This window comes from Pseudoxanthomonas sp. 97-1-1 (genome assembly GCF_057773125.1).
In genome coordinates, this window is record NZ_JBYMTJ010000001.1 from 1,071,484 (window position 1) to 1,088,983 (window position 17,500).

19 protein-coding genes and 1 tRNA gene are annotated in these 17,500 nt (G+C 67.9%); 5 read left to right on the forward strand and 15 right to left on the reverse strand.

Going from position 1 to position 17,500, the window contains the following annotated elements:
* Positions 1–2 precede the first annotated feature (2 nt).
* The 5 genes from AC3DET_RS05130 to AC3DET_RS05150 all read right to left on the reverse strand — a co-directional run bounded on the left by AC3DET_RS05130 (position 3) and on the right by AC3DET_RS05150 (position 4,290).
* On the reverse strand, positions 3–497 hold the full coding sequence (locus tag AC3DET_RS05130; protein ID WP_446537738.1) for a hypothetical protein: 495 nt from the start codon (positions 495–497) through the stop codon (positions 3–5).
* Between the two features lie 114 nt (positions 498–611).
* Positions 612–1,061, reverse strand: coding sequence for a hypothetical protein (locus AC3DET_RS05135; protein WP_225590789.1), 450 nt, complete (start codon positions 1,059–1,061; stop codon positions 612–614).
* A gap of 316 nt (positions 1,062–1,377) precedes the next feature.
* The gene (rimK, locus tag AC3DET_RS05140) at positions 1,378–2,253 is read right to left on the reverse strand and encodes a 30S ribosomal protein S6--L-glutamate ligase (protein ID WP_192200258.1); all 876 of its coding nucleotides are present in this window, start codon (positions 2,251–2,253) and stop codon (positions 1,378–1,380) included.
* Positions 2,254–2,337: 84 nt separating this feature from the next.
* A tRNA-Gly gene (locus AC3DET_RS05145) sits at positions 2,338–2,411 on the reverse strand.
* Positions 2,412–2,490: 79 nt separating this feature from the next.
* Positions 2,491–4,290: an autotransporter domain-containing protein gene (locus tag AC3DET_RS05150; protein ID WP_488391170.1), complete on the reverse strand. Its 1,800-nt coding sequence runs from the start codon at positions 4,288–4,290 to the stop codon at positions 2,491–2,493.
* A 172-nt stretch (positions 4,291–4,462) separates the two neighbouring features.
* Between AC3DET_RS05150 and thiS the strand changes: the two genes are divergently transcribed.
* From thiS to AC3DET_RS05175, 5 genes are read left to right on the forward strand one after another with little or no spacing between them, the layout of a single operon-like run.
* Positions 4,463–4,663: a sulfur carrier protein ThiS gene (gene thiS / locus AC3DET_RS05155; protein WP_446537739.1), complete on the forward strand. Its 201-nt coding sequence runs from the start codon at positions 4,463–4,465 to the stop codon at positions 4,661–4,663.
* Positions 4,664–4,723: 60 nt separating this feature from the next.
* The gene (locus AC3DET_RS05160; RefSeq protein ID WP_192200256.1) at positions 4,724–5,518 is read left to right on the forward strand and encodes a thiazole synthase; all 795 of its coding nucleotides are present in this window, start codon (positions 4,724–4,726) and stop codon (positions 5,516–5,518) included.
* Between the two features lie 4 nt (positions 5,519–5,522).
* Positions 5,523–6,257 (forward strand): tRNA (guanosine(46)-N7)-methyltransferase TrmB, encoded by a 735-nt coding sequence (gene trmB / locus AC3DET_RS05165; RefSeq protein ID WP_337730566.1) that lies wholly within the window; start codon positions 5,523–5,525, stop codon positions 6,255–6,257.
* Positions 6,258–6,290: 33 nt separating this feature from the next.
* Positions 6,291–8,159, forward strand: coding sequence for an SLC13 family permease (locus AC3DET_RS05170; RefSeq protein WP_446537741.1), 1,869 nt, complete (start codon positions 6,291–6,293; stop codon positions 8,157–8,159).
* Complete coding sequence (locus tag AC3DET_RS05175) at positions 8,156–8,539, forward strand: ACT domain-containing protein (protein ID WP_488390912.1); 384 nt, start codon at positions 8,156–8,158, stop codon at positions 8,537–8,539. Before AC3DET_RS05170 ends, AC3DET_RS05175 begins: the two co-directional genes overlap by 4 nt.
* 15 nt (positions 8,540–8,554) lie before the next feature.
* Here the strand turns inward: AC3DET_RS05175 and AC3DET_RS05180 are convergent, their stop codons facing one another.
* The 10 genes from AC3DET_RS05180 to xpsH are packed head-to-tail and all read right to left on the reverse strand — an operon-like array spanning position 8,555 to position 17,420.
* Positions 8,555–9,412: a glycosyltransferase family 2 protein gene (locus AC3DET_RS05180; RefSeq protein WP_488390913.1), complete on the reverse strand. Its 858-nt coding sequence runs from the start codon at positions 9,410–9,412 to the stop codon at positions 8,555–8,557.
* Positions 9,396–10,244, reverse strand: a complete 849-nt coding sequence (locus AC3DET_RS05185) for a glycosyltransferase family 2 protein (RefSeq protein ID WP_488390914.1) — start codon at positions 10,242–10,244, stop codon at positions 9,396–9,398. Before AC3DET_RS05185 ends, AC3DET_RS05180 begins: the two co-directional genes overlap by 17 nt.
* Positions 10,241–12,448 carry a type II secretion system secretin GspD gene (gene gspD / locus AC3DET_RS05190; RefSeq protein ID WP_488390915.1) on the reverse strand — a complete coding sequence of 736 codons (2,208 nt, stop codon included), beginning with the start codon at positions 12,446–12,448 and terminating at the stop codon, positions 10,241–10,243. Before gspD ends, AC3DET_RS05185 begins: the two co-directional genes overlap by 4 nt.
* A gap of 9 nt (positions 12,449–12,457) precedes the next feature.
* Positions 12,458–13,303 (reverse strand): hypothetical protein, encoded by an 846-nt coding sequence (locus tag AC3DET_RS05195; protein WP_337730572.1) that lies wholly within the window; start codon positions 13,301–13,303, stop codon positions 12,458–12,460.
* Entirely contained in the window at positions 13,293–13,913 is a 621-nt protein-coding gene (gene gspM / locus AC3DET_RS05200; RefSeq protein ID WP_488390916.1) for a type II secretion system protein GspM, read from the reverse strand. Before gspM ends, AC3DET_RS05195 begins: the two co-directional genes overlap by 11 nt.
* A complete protein-coding gene (locus AC3DET_RS05205; RefSeq protein ID WP_192200248.1) occupies positions 13,894–15,036 on the reverse strand; it encodes a PilN domain-containing protein in 1,143 nt (380 codons plus the stop codon). The genes gspM and AC3DET_RS05205 overlap by 20 nt, the downstream gene beginning before the upstream one ends.
* Positions 15,033–15,884 carry a type II secretion system minor pseudopilin gene (locus tag AC3DET_RS05210; protein ID WP_488390917.1) on the reverse strand — a complete coding sequence of 284 codons (852 nt, stop codon included), beginning with the start codon at positions 15,882–15,884 and terminating at the stop codon, positions 15,033–15,035. Before AC3DET_RS05210 ends, AC3DET_RS05205 begins: the two co-directional genes overlap by 4 nt.
* Complete coding sequence (locus tag AC3DET_RS05215; protein ID WP_446537749.1) at positions 15,881–16,549, reverse strand: prepilin-type N-terminal cleavage/methylation domain-containing protein; 669 nt, start codon at positions 16,547–16,549, stop codon at positions 15,881–15,883. Before AC3DET_RS05215 ends, AC3DET_RS05210 begins: the two co-directional genes overlap by 4 nt.
* Positions 16,546–16,977 (reverse strand): type II secretion system protein XpsI, encoded by a 432-nt coding sequence (gene xpsI, locus AC3DET_RS05220; protein ID WP_192200245.1) that lies wholly within the window; start codon positions 16,975–16,977, stop codon positions 16,546–16,548. The genes AC3DET_RS05215 and xpsI overlap by 4 nt, the downstream gene beginning before the upstream one ends.
* Positions 16,974–17,420, reverse strand: a complete 447-nt coding sequence (gene xpsH, locus AC3DET_RS05225; protein ID WP_488390918.1) for a type II secretion system protein XpsH — start codon at positions 17,418–17,420, stop codon at positions 16,974–16,976. Before xpsH ends, xpsI begins: the two co-directional genes overlap by 4 nt.
* Positions 17,421–17,500 lie beyond the last annotated feature (80 nt).

Genomic DNA, 17,500 nt, shown 5'->3' on the forward strand with positions numbered 1-17,500 from the left:
TTTCAGAGATTCGGGTCAAATTGCTGCGAGCGGAAATTCTTGTCCATTTCATTCTGTGCCTCTTCGCGGTGACGTCGGCGTTCGGCAACCGTAATGCAATGGGTCGTGGAGCGCCTCGTGCCGACGGCCTTCTCCTTGGTACACACCAAGCGACTCTCTTCACCCGCATGGGTCAGGATGGCGTTGATCAATTCCTGATCATTCAGCAACGTCGCCCGCTGCTCTGCGGAAAGGCCTTCAACCGATCCATCCGTGCTCGCCAACTGGCTGGACATGCGGCTCAAGGCTTCCTTCACCTTGGCCGAATCCTGGGCGCTGATTTCGCCATATTTCTCGCCTCCCGCCAGATCGCGGAGGATCTGCTGCTGTTGCACACCAAAGGGCGACTGGATATTAAGTTTGCTGGCAGCGCCTTCGCGTGAAGACAGGGAATCAATCTTGGCGTGCGCTACGGATGACGTGGTCAGCAATAAGCCCAGAACAATCGCCTTAAGCATGCTTTGAATCTCCTGATGGGTGGCTGGGAGCACGATCAAACACGTCTGGGAAACACGACCCGGGCGACTCGAATGCCAGGCCATTCAAGCGCTCGCCGCGGCAACGCGTTTCCCTCAACTGCCCTTGTTGTAGGTACCCGAGGGATTGCGGCGCATCACTTCCTGCGCGTCCTGGGCATCGCGACGACGTTCCGCAACCGTCTTGCACTGGGTCGTCGTCCGCAGCGACCCGATCTGCGCCTCGCGGCGGCAGACAAGACGGCTGTCGGCGGCGGCCTGGGACAGGATCTGGTTGATTTCGTTCTGCTCGTTGACCAGCTGGGTTTTCTGCTCGGGGTTCAAGGACCCGCCACTCTCATTGATGATCGCGGCAAACCGGGCAAGGGATTCCTTGACCTTGGCACGGTCGGCGGTCGCGATCTCGACATAGGTTTCGCCGTCGTCCAATTGCTTCTGGATCAGCTCGACCTGTTCGGGCAGCGGCTTGTCGAGATCCAGCGCTTGCGGTTTGGTGGACTTGTCGCGGGGAGCGCCGTGGGCGGTCGCTGCCAACAGCAGCAGCATCAATGCCATGAAGGGAGGGCGACGCATGCTGCTTCCTTACGTGATGGGGATTACCGAATTTAGCCAACGGGACCCATGCCAGCAAGTATCGGAAGGGCTGGCTGAGAAAAACAAAGGCCCAAGCGGGCTTCCACCCGCTTGGGCCAAACTAATGCCCCGATTACCGTAAACCTGTGCTTTCCAGATGCAAACACCGGGAGGAACGCAGAGCTGCGGTCCGGACAAGGCTACGCGGGTTTCGATTAAACCACCGTTAAAGAGCGCGTTAATTTCACGTGAAAACAGGATGTTGGGGGCTGCAAAGCGCCCCGTCACCCTATTCAGCGCGTGCGGCGAGGTGTTCCACGATCCGCCCCGCGACGTCCACACCACACACTGCCTCGATGCCTTCCAGTCCCGGGGTCGAGTTGACCTCCAGGACCAGGGGGCCACGCTTCGCGCGGATCAGGTCCACGCCCGCCACGCCCAGACCCAGTACCCGTGCCGCCCGTATGGCGACGGCGCACTCCTCTTCCGTGGCCACCGCGTGCTGGGCCGTGCCGCCCCGATGCAGGTTGGACCGGAAGTCACCCTCCGGGGCCTGGCGGCGCATCGACGCCACCACCTCGTCACCGACCACGAAGCAGCGCAGGTCGGCACCCTCGGCCTCCGCGATGAATTCCTGTACCACGAAGCTGGCATACAGGCCGCGCAGGGCCTCGACGACGCTGCGGGACGCGGATGGCTTCTCCGTCAGCATCACGCCGGCCCCTTGGGCGCCTTCGTTCAACTTGATGACGTGCGGAGGGGGACCCAGCATCGAAAGCAGGTCGTGGGTATCGTCCGGGTTGTCGCCGAAGACGGTCACCGGCAGATCGATCCCCTGCGCCGCCAGCAACTGGTGCGTGCGCAGCTTGTCGCGTGCACGCAGGATGGCATCCGACGGGTTGGGACTGTACGTCCCCATGAGCTCGAACTGCCGCAGCACGGCCGTGCCGTAGCGCGTGATGGAGGCGCCGATGCGCGGGATGACCGCATCGTAGTCCGCCAGCGACCTGCCCTTGTAGTGCAGTTGGAAGCCGGTGGACGCGATACGCATGTAGCAGCGCAGCGGGTCCAGCACCCGCGCCGTGTGGCCACGCTGGCGCGCGGCCTCGACGAGACGTCGTGTGGAATACAGCTTGCCGTTGCGCGACAGGATGGCGAGCTTCATGGGTGGGCAATCACGGGGCCGGGCACAGCATGCCACGCACGGGATACCGGGCGATGACAGGACGCGGGAAAGGGAATGCGGAGATGGAGCGGGTGATGGGAATCGAACCCACGCTAGCAGCTTGGGAAGCTGCAGTTCTACCATTGAACTACACCCGCACGATGCGGCGAGTCTATGCCGCAGGACGCGGCAAGGCAATGCGGCGCCGTCATCCGGCGCCGCATCGCGGGTCGTGCATCAGAAGTTGCCGCTCAAGGTCATGAACGCCGTGGTGTTGGTCCCGCCGCCCTGGTTGACCGTCGTGTTCACGCCCAGGTTGGCGTCGAAGCCGAACAGCCGCGTGCGCGCACCCAACAGCAACGTCCCGTAGCTGTCATCGGTGTCCAAGCCAGGTACCGCATAGGGCGCGGTGCCCGGCAACGACAGGGCCTGCGCGAAGACTTCTTCCGCCGGGTCCTCGAATTCCCTGTCCACCGTCAGCCGGGCATAGGGCGCCAGGTGATCGTTGATCGCGTAGCTGACCTGCCAGCCCGCACTGCCGATCAATGAATCGAAATCCTGGTCCGGATACGCCAGCGCCGTCGAATTGACGTTGCTTTCGCTGTAGCCGTCCATCTCGATGGTCTGGGATACGACACTCACCACGGGACCATGGCGGAACGCACCCTCGCCGAATTCGTAGCCGGCGCTTGCACCCACCGTCAGGTTGGTGCCGTCCGGCGAGCCGCTGTGCCGGCGGGTCACGCCGCCCAGCTGCACTTCGCGGTCCACGTCGTACGAGATCCAGCTGTAGCTGACCTGCGCGTTGGTCCACAGGTGGTCGCCGTACCAGCCGGCAAAACCGCCCAGCGTGGCATCGGATTCGTCGAAGCTACCGCGGCGCAGGCCGAAGTCGTACTTCGCGCGACCGTAACCGGCGAAGGCGCCGTAGACCCACGAGCCCTTCGACCAGTCGACGCCGAAGGTTCCCATCGGGCCCGCGCCGTCGTACAGGTCGCCATCACCGTAGCGCAGGAAGTCGCCCCGCACGTCACCCCACCAGCGCATGCCGTCGCCATCCGGCTTGCCGGCCACGTGTGACGCCACGCGGTCGGCACGGGCTCGGCCGTGCACCGACGCGGTGTACGGCAGCAGCGCGATCTGGCGCGGCCCTTCCAGCATCGCCTGTGCGTACTGGGCCAGGATGCCGTGCGCCTTCGACGACGGATGCACGCCATCGGCGAACGCATACACGTCCGGCGCATTGGGCGACGCATAGTTGAGTGGGCTGCAGGTGACCGAGGATGCGGTGATCTGCGGATTGCAGGCGGTCCCGGTGACATTGCCGAAGCCGTATTCCGCCGGACTGGCGACGATCTCGCGCAGCAGCGTGAAGGTATCCAGCGGGATCACCCGCAGGCCGGCCGTGTTGATGGCCCCGAACAGCGCATTGTTGTAGGTCGTGGCCAGTTGCGTGCCGGCGGCCGCGCTCGCAGGTCCCTGTGCGCGGAACGACGGCGTGACGCCCAGGTCGGGTACGGTCGGCACCAGGATGTAGCGCGCACCCGCATTCTGCAGCGTCCCGATGATGCCGACCTGCGCCGTGACCGCGCCGCCGATGGTGGTGGTCGGGTTGGCGCCGGCAACCACGGCGAACAGGTCGTTCGCCCCGCCCCAGACGGTGTACAGCGCGTTCGGATCGGCGCGGCCGCCATTGGCCGACAGGTAGCTGGTCAGCTGCGTGGTCATCGACGGGATCGGGCCCAGCGCACCCGCCGTATTGGTGCCGACGCGCGCACCACCGACGGCGTAGTTGGTGCCGCCCTGGTTGGCGCTGCCAGCGCCCGTGCCGTAGTACTCGGCCAGGTACTCGGACCACACCAGGCCCGGATTGGTGGTGAAGCGGCCCAGCAAGGCGCCGTTCGGCCCCACCACCTGGACCAGCGCCGGGCGGAAGTGGCCGGAATCAGTGAGGCTGTCACCGAAGAAGATGGTCTGGGAGTACGGGCTGTCGCCTGCCAGGGCAGGGGCGGCCGCCACCGCCAGCGCAACGGCCAGCAGCGAGCGGACGGGCGAAAAGGAACGCTTCATGGAATCTCCGGGGCAAGGGATGGTCGACTGCGCGCCGGCTCTGCCGTACGGCTGCGCATGGCGCGCATCGTTCCACCAAGCCCGCCGGCGCACACGCTGCAATGCGGCAAGCGCCCTGGCCATCGGCGACAATGGCGGCATGGACATCCACTTGAACGGGCAGCCGCTGGCGCTGCCGGACCACAGTACCGTCGCCACCCTCCTCCACCTGCAAGGCCTGGCCGAGCGCCGGGTGGCGATCGAGGTCAATGGCGAGATCATCCCGCGCGGACAGCACGCACAGTGCGTGCTGCAGGCGGATGACCGTGTCGAGATCGTGCACGCACTGGGCGGCGGCTGAAACTGCGGATCGATCCGGGTCGGCGGGACGCACCGGCATGACATGGGCGATAATCGCCACATGTCCAACACCGCCCCCCATGACCCGCTGGTGATCGCGGGCAAGACCTATCGTTCCCGCCTGCTCACCGGCACCGGCAAGTTCAAGGATTTCGAGGAAACCCGCCTGGCCACCGAGGCCGCGGGCGCCGAAATCGTCACTGTCGCCATCCGCCGCACCAACCTGGGCCAGTCGCCCAACGAGCCCAACCTGCTCGACGTGCTGCCGCCGGACCGCTACACCATCCTGCCCAATACCGCCGGCTGCTATACGGCCGACGATGCCGTACGCACCTGCCGGCTGGCGCGCGAACTGCTCGACGGCCACACGCTGGTGAAACTGGAAGTGCTGGGCGACCAGAAGACCCTCTACCCGGATGTCGTGCAGACCCTGGCCGCGGCTGAAAAGCTGGTGGCCGACGGCTTCGACGTGATGGTCTACACCAGCGACGACCCGATCCTGGCCCGTCGCCTGGAGGAGATCGGCTGCGTCGCGGTGATGCCCCTGGCCGCCCCCATCGGCTCCGGCCTGGGCGTGCAGAACAAGTACAACCTGCTGGAAATCATCGAGAACGCCAAGGTGCCCGTGCTGGTCGATGCCGGGGTCGGCACCGCCTCCGACGCCGCCATCGCGATGGAACTCGGCTGCGACGGCGTGCTGATGAATACCGCCATCGCCGGCGCGAAGTACCCGGTGCTGATGGCCAGCGCCATGAAGAAGGCCGTGGAAGCAGGACGCGAAGCCTTCCTGGCCGGACGCATTCCGCGCAAGCGCAACGCTTCGGCCTCCAGCCCGATCGACGGCCTGATCGGCTGAACCGATGACGGACCCGTTCTCCAGTTCCGGCGCCAAGGCCCCGCCCAAGCCCTTCACGATCAGCGAAGGCCGACGCGAAATCCGCAGCTTCGTGCTGCGGCAGGGCCGCTTCACCGACGCCCAGCAGCGCGCATTCGACACGCAATGGCCGCGCTTCGGGCTGGACTACACGGGCGCGCCACGCGACTACGACGCTGTGTTCGGCCGCACCGCACCGCGCGTGCTCGAGATCGGCTTCGGCAACGGCGAAGCATTGCGCTTCGCGGCGGCCCGCGACAAGGACCGCGACTACCTCGGCCTGGAAGTGCATGCGCCCGGCGTGGGCCGCCTGTTGAATGCACTGGCCGAAGACGGCAGCGACCACGTCCGTGTCTACCACCACGATGCGGTGGAAGTGCTGCAGCACGAGGTGGCCGACGGCTCTCTCGACGAAGTACGCATCTACTTCCCCGACCCGTGGCACAAGAAGCGCCACAACAAGCGCCGGCTGGTGCAGCCCGACTTCGCGGCGCTCATCGCGCGCAAGCTGCGCCCGGGCGGCCGCCTGCATTGCGCCACCGACTGGGAAGCCTATGCCGAGCACATGTGGGACGTGCTGGACGCGACGCCGGGACTGGCCAACCGCGCCGGCCCGCGCGGCAGCGTGCCGCGCCCCGACTGGCGGCCGCAGACGCATTTCGAGACCCGCGGCCAGAAGCTCGGCCACGGGGTGTGGGATCTTCTGTACGACCGCGAGTAATACCGCAGCACGCACCAGGAAACCGACCGCGACATGGAAAACGCGCTGACGCTGACCAACGACATGAAGCTCGTCCTCGGGCTGGTCGGCTTCACGATGGCGATGTTCCTGTTCGAACGTATCCGCGCGGATCTGGTCGCCCTGGTCGTGCTGGTGGTGCTGGGCATCACCGGGCTGATCGCGCCGGAGGAGATCTTCGGCGGCTTCTCGGGCAACGCGGTGATGAGCATCATCGCCACCATGATCCTCGGTGCGGGACTGGACCGCACGGGTGCGCTCAACCGCCTCGCCTCCTGGCTGCTGCGGCGTGGACATGGCATCGAGCAGCGGCTGCTGCTGATGACCACCGCCATCGCCAGCCTCAACTCCTCCTTCATGCAGAACCCATCGGTGATGGCGCTGTTCATGCCGGTCGCCTCGCGGCTGTCGTCGCGCACCGGACTGTCGTTGCAGCGCCTGTTGCTGCCCATTGCCGCCGCCATCGTCATGGGCGGCGCGTTCACCATGGTCGGCAACTCACCGCTGATCCTGCTCAACGACCTGCTGGTCTCCGCCAACAACAACCTGCCCTCCGGCATGGCCACGCTGGAGCCGCTGCGCATGTTCGCGCCGCTGCCGATCGGACTGGCGCTGGTCGCGGCGTCGCTGCTGTACTTCCGCTTCCATGGCGACCGGAAGTTGAAGGAGGAAACCCCTGACGCTGACGGTGCCGTCACCCCGGCACGCACCGAGAGCTACTTCGCCAATACCTACGGCATCGAAGGCGACGTGTTCGAACTGGTGGTCACCGCGGAAAGCCCGCTGGTGGGCATGTCGCTGGGCGAGGCCGAAGCGCTGCACGATGCGCCGTTGATGCTCGCCCTGCAGACGGGCAACGATACGCGGCTCGCACCGCCGGCCGACATGCGGATCTGGGTGGGCAGCGTGCTGGGCGTGATGGGCACGCGGCAGGAGGTGGGCGATTTCGCCCAGAACCAGTTCCTGCGCATGTCCTCACGCCTGCGCCACTTCGGCGACCTGTTCAACCCGAGCCGCGCCGGCATCTCCGAGGCCGTGGTGCCGCCGACATCCAGGTTCATCGGCAAGACCGCGCGCGAGCTGCGCCTGCGCAAGCAGAACGGCATCAGCCTGCTGGCGATCAACCGCGACAAGAAGGTCATCCGCGACAACGTGCGCGAGGAGAAGCTGCGCGCCGGCGACATGCTGGTGTTCCACAGCATCTGGCAGGACCTGGGACTGGCCGCCGAGAGCCGCGACTTCGTGGTGGTGACGGACTATCCGAAGGGCGAACAGCGTCCGCACAAGTTCAAGATCGCGATGACCATCTTCGCCATCACCATCATCATCGCGTTGACGTCCAAGCTGCCGGTCGCGCTGACCCTGATGACCGGCGTGGCCGGCATGCTGCTGACCGGCGTCCTGCGCATGGACGAAGCCTACGGCGCGATCAACTGGAAGACCGTGTTCCTGATGGCCGGCCTGATCCCGCTGGGCTGGGCGATGGACAGCAGCGGCGCTGCCGCCTGGGTGGCCGGGCACACGGTCGAACGACTGCCCGAGGGCATCCCCGTGTGGGCGCTGGAGATCGCCATCGCGCTGCTGACCACCGCCTTCTCGCTGGTCATCAGCCATGTCGGGGCCACCATCGTGATGGTGCCGATGGCGATCAACCTGGCGTTGGCGGCGGGTGGAAATCCCACCGCGTTCGCGCTGATCGTGGCGCTGTCGGCGTCCAACAACCTGATGACGGCCTCGAATCCGGTGATTTCGATGATCGTCGGTCCGGCCAACTACACCTCGCGCCAGCTGTGGCGCGTCGGCGGCCCCCTGTCGCTGATCTACACCATGGTCGTCGTGCTCGCGGTCAACGCCCTGTTCTGGTGGAACGGACGCGCAGGATGACGTCGCTGGCGCTGTCCCTGCTTCCCGGTCGCTACGCGGTCGCGCAACTGCCTGCGGATTCCGCGCTACCGGCGTGGTGGCCTAGCACCGGCATGCGACACGCCGGCTGGACCGATGACGAACTGTCGCTGGTCTGCGAAGAAGCGCATGTCCCCGGGAACGTGCGCTGCCAGCGTGGCTGGCGCATGTTCGAGCTGCAGGGGCCCTTCGATTTCGCCCTGACCGGCATCCTGAAGGCGGTGCTGGATCCGCTGGCGGCAGCGGGCATCGGGATCTTCGCACTGTCGACTTACGACACGGATTACGTGCTGGTGCAGGCACCTCGACTGGACGAGGCCCTGTCGGCATTGCGCGACGCTGGTCACCGCATCGACGCTTGAAAGACCGCCGCTACGTCACCGGCGCCGCAGCAGGATGCGCGCGGCCACCGCGCCGAAGTGCAACCAGATCGCGCCAAACACGCCCGCCCGGGTAGCCAATCCGCATCGTGCGGCTTCGAACTTGCGGAAGTAGCGCCACAGGCCGCGGTGCTTGTGCCATTCCACGAACACCGGCCGCGCACGGCTCGATACGCCACGGATATGCAGCACGCGGATGTCATTGGCGACGGCGACCCTCGCACCCGCCGCGCGTACGCGACGGCAGAGGTCCATGTCCTCGGCATGCAGGCGATAGCCTTCGTCGAACCCGTCGATCCTGTCGAACAGCGCGCGCGGCATCAGCATCAACGCGCCCGACACGATGTCCACAGGCTGCAGCACTTGCCCGTCATCGACCGGCACCGCCAGCCTGGACGCCGCGCCCGGCGAACGCAGCATCGCGGCGAACAGAGGATCGCGACGACGCGCTGCCGCATCGCGCACGCCGCCCTCGTCCACCAGGTCAACGCCCAGCAACACCTCGCCCGCCGCATGGCGGGCGTGCGCGCGCAACCGCGACAGCGTGTCGGCCTCCACCATCAGATCGGGATTCACGAACGCCAACCAGGGCGCATGCGTATCGCGTGCACCCTGATTGCAGCCGACCGCGAAGCCGGGATTGTCGGGATTGGCGATGAAGCGCAAGCGCGCATCCTGCAGCGCGTGGCGCTGCACGATCTCCATCGTGTCGTCGGTGGAGGCATTGTCCACCACGCGGATCTCGTCCACGCCATGCGCCGTGCGCAGCCGCATCAGGCAGTCGTCGATGCTGGTGGCGCTCTCATGCGTGACCACCACCACGGCGATGCCGGCGGCCTCAACCGAAGAGGTCACGCTGGCGCTCCGGTGATCCCGCTTCGGCGTACAGCGCACCCAACCGCTCGCGCGGTTCGTGCAGCGGATCCTCCATCAGGAACGTTGCCAGCCGCGGCGTGAAGGCGGGCCAGCGTGCGTTCAATGCGTCCATGTCGCCATCGGCAGGACCGCCCTCGCCTCCGCGCGCCACGAAGGCGGTCTCGCACAGGGCGTTGCGCCACCCCAGCCCGGCCAGGCGCAGCGACAGGTCGACCAGCGCGGCGTACCACGAGCCGTAGCTCGCGGCATCCAGGCCGCCGACGCGCTTGCGGGCGCTGCCACGCAACGCCACCGCGTGCGCGACAGCCGCCGGAAGCTCCGGATGCAGCGGCGCCATCGCCGCGCAGGCATGCGCCGTGCGTTCGAAATCCTTGGGGGGCGGGCTCACTTCGCCGAGCCGTGGCCAGGCAGCGGCTTCGCCCGCATTGCACCAGGGCGTGGCGGTGGCGATGGCGGCATCACGGGCGAAACAGGCGGCCAGTTGCTGCAGCCAACCCGGCAAGGGCTGCGCATCCGGCGCCAGCACCACCACGTCGGCATCGCCACAGGCCGCGAGCATCTGGTCCACATGCGCGACTTCGCCCAGCATGCGCGGCCGTCGCGTGTAGTCGGCCTGCAGGCGCGTACGCGTCAGCCAGCGCTCGATGATGGCCAGGCCGCGAGGACCGGCCTGCGCGTCGTCGGCCAGCCACAGGCGCGTCCCGGCCGGTGTCCCGGCTTCCAGTGCACCCAGGCAGGCGTCGAGTGCATCGTCATCGGTGCCGATGGGCAACAGGACGATGGGCAGGGACGATGCGGCGGATGGCGTCACTTGTCGCGGGGCGTGTTCAGGGGTTCCAGCGCGCGGAAGCGCTTGCCGTACTCGTCGGTCAGGTCGTTCGCTTCCTGGGGGTTGCTGACGATGGTCGGCGTCAGCAGCACGATCACTTCGCTGCGCTCGGTGCCGGTGGTCTTCCTGCCGAACAGGCCACCGATGATCGGCAGGCGGCTCAGGCCCGGAATGCCGGACGATCCCTGGGTCGCCGTGTCGCTGATCAGGCCCGCCAGCATCACCGTGTTGCCGGCCTGCACGGCACCCTCGGTCTTGAAGCGGCGCGTGTTGATGCGCACGTTGCCGTTGGCGTCCGGCTCGCTGCCGGGCGAGCTGACTTCCTGCACGATATCGAGGAACACCATGCCGTCCCGGGTCACGCGCGGGCGCACCTTGAGGATCACGCCCGTATCCAGGTACTGCACCTGGCTGTAGGTGTTGTCGGTGCCCAGTCCCGGATTGACGGTCACCGACGAGATCGGAATGCGGCTGCCCACATTGAGCGTGGCTTCGGCGTTGTTGCGCACGAAGATGGAGGGCGTCTGCAGCAGGCGCACGTCGGACACTTCGTCCAGCGCGGTGATGACGGCCGCCGCATCATTCTTGACCAGCGTCCACACGGCCCCCGCGCCACCTACGCCCCCGATGCTGCCGGCGAGCGTGCTCCACTTGCTGGGCCCACCCGCACCGGGCGCAGCGAAGGGACCGAGGCCGTTGTCGGTCATCGCGCGTTCCAGGTACCAGTTCACGCCGTAGCTCAGGTCGCCGGTCAGCGACACTTCCGCGATCTGCGCTTCGATGTGGACCTGCAACGGCATCACGTCGAGCTTCTCGACCACCTCGCGGATCGATTGCCAGGCGCTGGCGCTGGCACGCACCAGCAGGGTGTTGGTCTCTTCCACGGCGGCCACGCCCACGCGACTGCCGTCGACATCCAGCGTCACCGCGCCGTTGCCGCTGTCACGCTGGTTGAGCGAGAGCGACCCGCCACCCAGTCCGCCACCGCCGGAACCGCTGCTGCCCGAGCCACCGAAATCGACCGAGCCGCCCGTACCGCCCATGCCGCCGTCGTTGATCTGCACGGGATCGGTGCCCGGCATCAGCGACACATTGCCTGGCCCGCCGGTGGAACGGTCATCGCCTCCGGAACCACTACCCGACGCGCCGAACACTTCCGCCAGCCGCTGCGCGAGTTCGCGCGCCTTGACGTACTTCAGCTCGTACGAAAACAACCGGCTGCCTTCGCCCGCACCGTCGATGCGCTCCAGCCACTGCTGGATCTGGTCGAGATAGGCCGGCTGCGGGGTGATCACCAGCACCGCATTCGCGCCTTCCAGCGGCATGAAGCGGAACATGCCGGCGCTGGGCGTCTTGCTGTCGTTGCCGAACACCTTCTCCAGGTCGGCGACCACGCGCGTGGCGCGACCGGACTGGAGCGGGAACACGCCCACCGACATGCCCGACAGCCAGTCCACGTCGAAGATCTCGACGGTGCGGAGATAGTTCTCCAGTTCCGAGCGGGTGCCGGCGAGCGTGATGACGTTGCGGGTGGCGTCGGTGTTGACGATGGCGTTGGGCCGCGCGTAGGGCTCCAGCACCTTCTTCATTTCGCTGGCGGAGATGAAACGCAGCGGCACCACGCGCACCTCGAAACCACGGGCATTGGCGGGGCTGCCGGTACCGGGCGCCACACTGCCAGCCAGAGCCTGGTCGGCGGGCACGATGTTGTAGCGGCCACCGCTGTAGACCAGCCGGGCGTTGTTCCAGCCCAGCACCATTTCCAGCAGGTTCAACGCCTCGGCGGGCGACACCGGCTTGGGTGTGCCCAGCGTGACCGTGCCCTGCACGCCCGGGGCGATCACGTAGTTCTGCCCCAGCATGTCGCCGAGGATCGCCTTGACCACGGCGTGCACGGATTCGCCTTCGAAATTGAAGGTGGCCGATCCGCTGCTTGCGCTGCCCAGCGACGGCATCGGGGCGGCCGCTGCGCTGCGGTTGATCATCTGGCCGCTGCCACGACGGATCTGCGCCTGCGGACCACCGACCGGCGCCTCGGCTTCCGCCAAGGGTGCGGTCTGCGCGCTGCCGGGCACGGCCTCGCCCGGCGGGGTGGTCGCAGAGCGGCGCACATCCGGCACCGGCGCGCTGGCACAGCCGGCCAGCAGGCCGAGACAAAGGGAAAACAGGATCACACGTGGCGTCATGCCGGCACTCTACTGTGTCTTGCCGGGCGTTGCCGGCGGCGTGGTGGGTTGCGCCTGCTGCTGGCGCAGCTGCGCACGGCGCTGCTCGATGCGCTGGCGGATGGCTTCCATCTGCTGGTCGGTGGTCGTGGCCGGTGCGGCCGTCGCGTCGTTGGCGCGTGGCGGCGAGGGTGCAGGCACTGGCGCCGGCCCCTGCGCAGCCGGCGACGGCACGGTCGGCATGACGGCGGGGGCATTGTTGCCACCGGTCGTGCGGCTGCCCGGCATGGGCGCGGGCATGGGCACACCGGCCGGCGGGACGGCCGTCAGTGGGGGTCCGCCTGGCGCCCCGCCCACGAAGGGCGTGGGCGGCTGGCCGCCGGCGCCGTCGAAGACACGCAGTTCCAGCTCGCGCCGACCTTCGGGGCCATCGAACACGGCCCGGCGCGGTGCCAGTTCGCTCAATCGCCAGCCCGGGAAGCCTGCAGGGGATTCGCCCACCTTCACCCGCAAGCCCTCGCCGCCCTGCGCAGGCTGGACGATGGCCAACTCCAGCGATGGCGTGATCAGCACGCTGCTCAGCACCAGGTCGAAGGCCGGTGCAGCGGCTTCCTCGCCGGACAGGAAGAACGGCTTGGGCCGGCGGTCCTCCGAGAACAGCGGCCGTTCGCCGACCTCCGCGTAGCGGGTCAACGCACCCAGGCGTTCCGGCGGACCGGGAGGCAGGCGTGGCAACGCCTGGACGAGCGCGGGATCGGCGGGCAACGGCGTGATGCGGCCACCCAGCCCGAACAACGCCAGCAGCGCGACCAGCACCGCCCATCCCGCCGTGACGGCGAGGATCCAGGTGCGCGCGGTCCAGGCCTCAAGGCGCACGGGGCGGCTCCTGCACGGCGGCGGGCGTGGGCTTGAGATAACCGTACAGGTCGAAGTTCACGTCCAGCCCGCCTGCACCGCTTTCGCTGGCCTGGAATGCATACCGCTGCGCGAGGATGTTGAGATTCTCGACGAACAACCGCGGGCTGCCGGACTCGATCTGGTGCAGCACCGACGCCAGTTCGGGGGCACCGCAGCGCAGGCGTACCTGCACCACCACGCGCGGATAGACCTCGCGGCCGGCGATCGCCAGCGGCGACTGGTTGGCGATGGCGCAACTGCGGTTGCCGGGACTGGCCTGCCTGACGACGGTTTCCAGTCGCTGCACCAGGCCGGCGGTGGCGAGTTCCACCGTCGCCTCGGGCAGGAACCCCGGACGCTGCGCCTGCTGCGCGAGCGCGGCAGCCAGTTCGCGCTGCACCTGCGGCGCCTGCTCGAGCTGGGTGCGGATGCGCAGTTCGCGGTCGCGCAGTTCCGCCACGCGCACGTTCACTTCCTGCATCGGCACCGTCCACCACGGATGCACCAGCACCAGATAGCCGAGCAGCAGCGCCACCAGCAGCAATACCAGGGCCAGCCAGCGATCACGTTCAGTCACGGCCAGCGGCATCGGCGCCTCCCTGCGTACCTGCGGTGGCAGGTTCCTGCTTGCCCAGCAACTCGGCGGTGAGGGTGAAACGATCCATGCGCGTGCGCGGGTCGGGCTGCAGCGCCCCGCTCAAGGCGGGATTGCGCCACAGCGGCGATTCCTGCAGCCGTGCGACCAGCCCCGATGCCTCCGGACTGAAGCCGATCAGCGTCAGTCGATCGCCCTCGATGGCCAGTTTCTCGAGATAGGTGTTGTCCGGCAGGCGCCGGGTCACGTCGTCCATCACTTCCAGCGCGGTGGGACGTCGTGCGCTGGTCTGGTTCAACGTGGCCGTACCGGCGACGAGATCGACCAGCTGCTGGCGGCGCGATGCCACCTGGCGCGCCTCGTCGGCGCGGCTGTCCACCTGCGCGGCAAAGGCCTCCGCCGCCGCACGCCGGTTGTCGAGTACCGCCCAGGCACCGAACACCAGGGCGATCAGCGCGACTGCCGCCAGCGCCAGGTGCACACCGCGCTGCGGTGCCTGGCGGGCCACGCGCGCCTCCTCGGGCAACAGGTTCACGCCCAGCGGCCCGCCGTCGGCATCTTCAACATCGGCGCCCGCCAGCTCGCCCGCCAACGCCCCCAGCCGGGCCAGGCCGCCGGTGAATGCGGATTTCGGCACCGCCGCCAGTTCGACATCGAGTTGACCGTCGTCGCGGACGCTCAGCACGCGCGCATCGAAACAGGCCTCGTTCGCGGTGAACGGCGTCTGCCGGTCGAGTTCGAACCGCAGCACGTCGCGCAGGCGATCCGCCGCCGCCGCCGGCAACAGCACGCGGCGACGCAGCACCATGCCCGCCGGCACCAACCACCAGCGCGGAAGATTCGCAAGGCGGCTGCCGAGCAGCATGCGCAGTTCGTCGGGCGTGGTCGTGGCAGGCAGGCGCGCCAGCACGTGGCGCTGCGTACCCTCCACCCAGGCCATCTCGAGTTCGTCGTCCTGTTGCCGGAAGAACAGCCGGTCGCGGGTCAGGCCAAGCAGCACGCGCCAGCGCGCCGGCAACCAGGTCGCCAGTGCCTGTCCCCACCACGCTAGGAAACTGCGTGGCCCGGGCCCCAGACGTGCCCGGAACTGCTGCAGGGTGTCGCGTACGCCGCTCATTGTGGTGCCGCTCCCTCCTCCCAGCGCAACAAGGTATAGGCCGAACCCGGTACCGGGCTGGCTCCCGCGCGCACCACTGTCCATAACGACGCCTCGCGGCCATCGGCCAGCCGCGCACGGCTCTCGATACTATACGTGCCGCTGCCGGTACCGACGAGTTCGTTGCTGCCCGTGACACCGGTCGCGTTGCGCTGCGCCAGCCATGCCGTCGCGTCCATCCCCATCGCCGCCAGTACCGGCCCCTGCGCATAGGTGGCATCGGGTTGCCCACGTCCCGAATACAGAGTGAGGAAGGGCGCCAGCTGCGCGTACAGCGTCGGCGTCATGCCCAGGACCTGTTCGACTTCCGCGATGGTTTCGAACGGCGCGTCCTTGGCACCGTAGTCGCGCCCCGCCGCTGCATAGTCGCCATCCTCCGCGCCCCCGACGGGCTGGCTCAGGTTGTCGGCATCGCGCCAGTCCACGATCGCGGCGGCGATCAGATCGCTCGCGTCGGACGGTTGCCCGAGCGCCTGCATCAGGCGCGACAGCAGGGACACATCCGCCTGGTTGAGGTCCACCTTGCCGGTCTCGTCGATGATGCGTACCTGCACGTCATGGCCATCGAACGTCCAGGTGTACGCACGGCCATTGGGTTGCCAGTGCGTTTCCGGATTGCGGTCCGCCACGCGCACCAGCGCGTATTCCATGCCGGAGCGCGCGATCTCCTGCGCCACCGCGCCGCGGCTCCCCACCCGTCCCTGCAACGCCTCCATCCTTGCGGTCAACGCGAACGCCCCGACCAGCGCGGTGAGCAGTGCCACCAGCCACAGCACGATCAACAGGGCCGCTCCACGTTGCCGTCTCATGGCAGCACCGGATTCGCGCCACCGGGAAGCAGTCCGCCACCCGCACCACCTTCGCTGCGCGCCAGCGTGACCACCAGGTCGGGCCAGCGCCCTCCACGCACCGCATCCATTTCGATCTTCACCTGCAGGGGCAGCATCTCCGATGTTTCCCAGCGGTCCTGCCACGGGCCAAGCCGGTTGTCCGCATCCAGCCCGCGGTAGCGGAAACGCACCGCACGCAGGCCGTCGGCCAGGCGCTCGGCGCGCAGTCCACGCGCCCACAGGTCCACATCTTCCAGCGAGGCATCCGGTTGCGCGACGGCGAACGCGACCTGCAGGCGCCCTTCTCCGTCGAACGCCACGTCGTGCAGATAGGGCCCGCCGTATCCCAGGTAGTCCGGCAGATCGGCCACGAAGCGCATGCGCTGCGGCGTGCCGATGAAACGCGCCTCGCGGAGGGTGCCGCGATCGGTCGCGAACACGATGGGTTGCGCCGATGCCAGCCGTGCGCGCAGGTAACCATGCACGGCACGCATGCGTTCGCTGGCCTGCGCCATGTCCTCGCCGCGCGTGACGACCGCAGTGGACGAACGCAGGGTGGCGAATGCCAGTGCCAGGCCGGCGGCCAGCAATACCAGCGCCACCAGCACCTCGATCAGGGTGAAGCCGCGCTGCGGTGATCTCATGGCAGCGTCGCCTGGTTGATGTCGCGCGGCGCCAGCCGCAACGTCCGCCACTGCAGGGACTGGTCGCGCGCATCGCCCCAGCTCACCACCAGGCGCACATCCAGCAATTGCGGTGCGCCTGCGTCGCGTTGCGCCCGCGCGGCCAATGGGTCGGCGAACGGCGACACGTCCAGGTGCCAGCGGTAGCGGTCGCCATCGAAGCTGCCTTCCTGCCGACCGGGCTGCAGGACTTCGCCGGTACCCAGTTGGGCAAGCAGCGACTGCGCATGCAGCGTGGCGCGACTGCTGTCGGCCGATGTCCGCACCTGCCGGCTCGCGCCCGAGAGCGCGCCGAGCAGCAACGTCAACGCCAGCGCCAGCAGCGCGAACGCCACGATGACTTCGAGCAGGGTGAAGCCGCGTTGCTGCCGTCGCGCGCCAATGCTCATCGCGCAGCGACCGCATCGCGCACCAGGCGCACTTCACCGGTCAGCCATGCCACGTCGGCACTCCACGCCGCCTGTCCGGCCGCGAGGGTCACGCGTCCGCCGGTCGAGCCACCGTCGGGAAAGAAGAGGATCGCGCCTTCGCCCGCGCGTTCCTGCGCCTGCCGTGCGCCCGTGAAGCGCACCGACAACGAAGTATCGATGTCGCCATGGCGATCATCGGCGGCCTCCCATCGATGCGCGCGCGGATCCACGAGAAAACGCTGCGGCTGCCCCGTGGCGATGGCGCGTGCACGCGTGTAGCGCAGTTGCGCGGCGATCTCCTTGGATTCAGACCGCAGGCGCATGCCCTCCATGCCTCCGGTGAACATCATCGCCGCCAGCAAGGTGGCGGCCGCCATCAAGGTCATGACGAGCAACGTTTCCAGCAGGGTGAAGCCACCCATCCGCGTCCTGGAGCCCACGGGCCTGGAGGCGGTCACCGGTGAAGTGGCGCTGCGGAATGCCACGATCGCAGGCGCAGGTG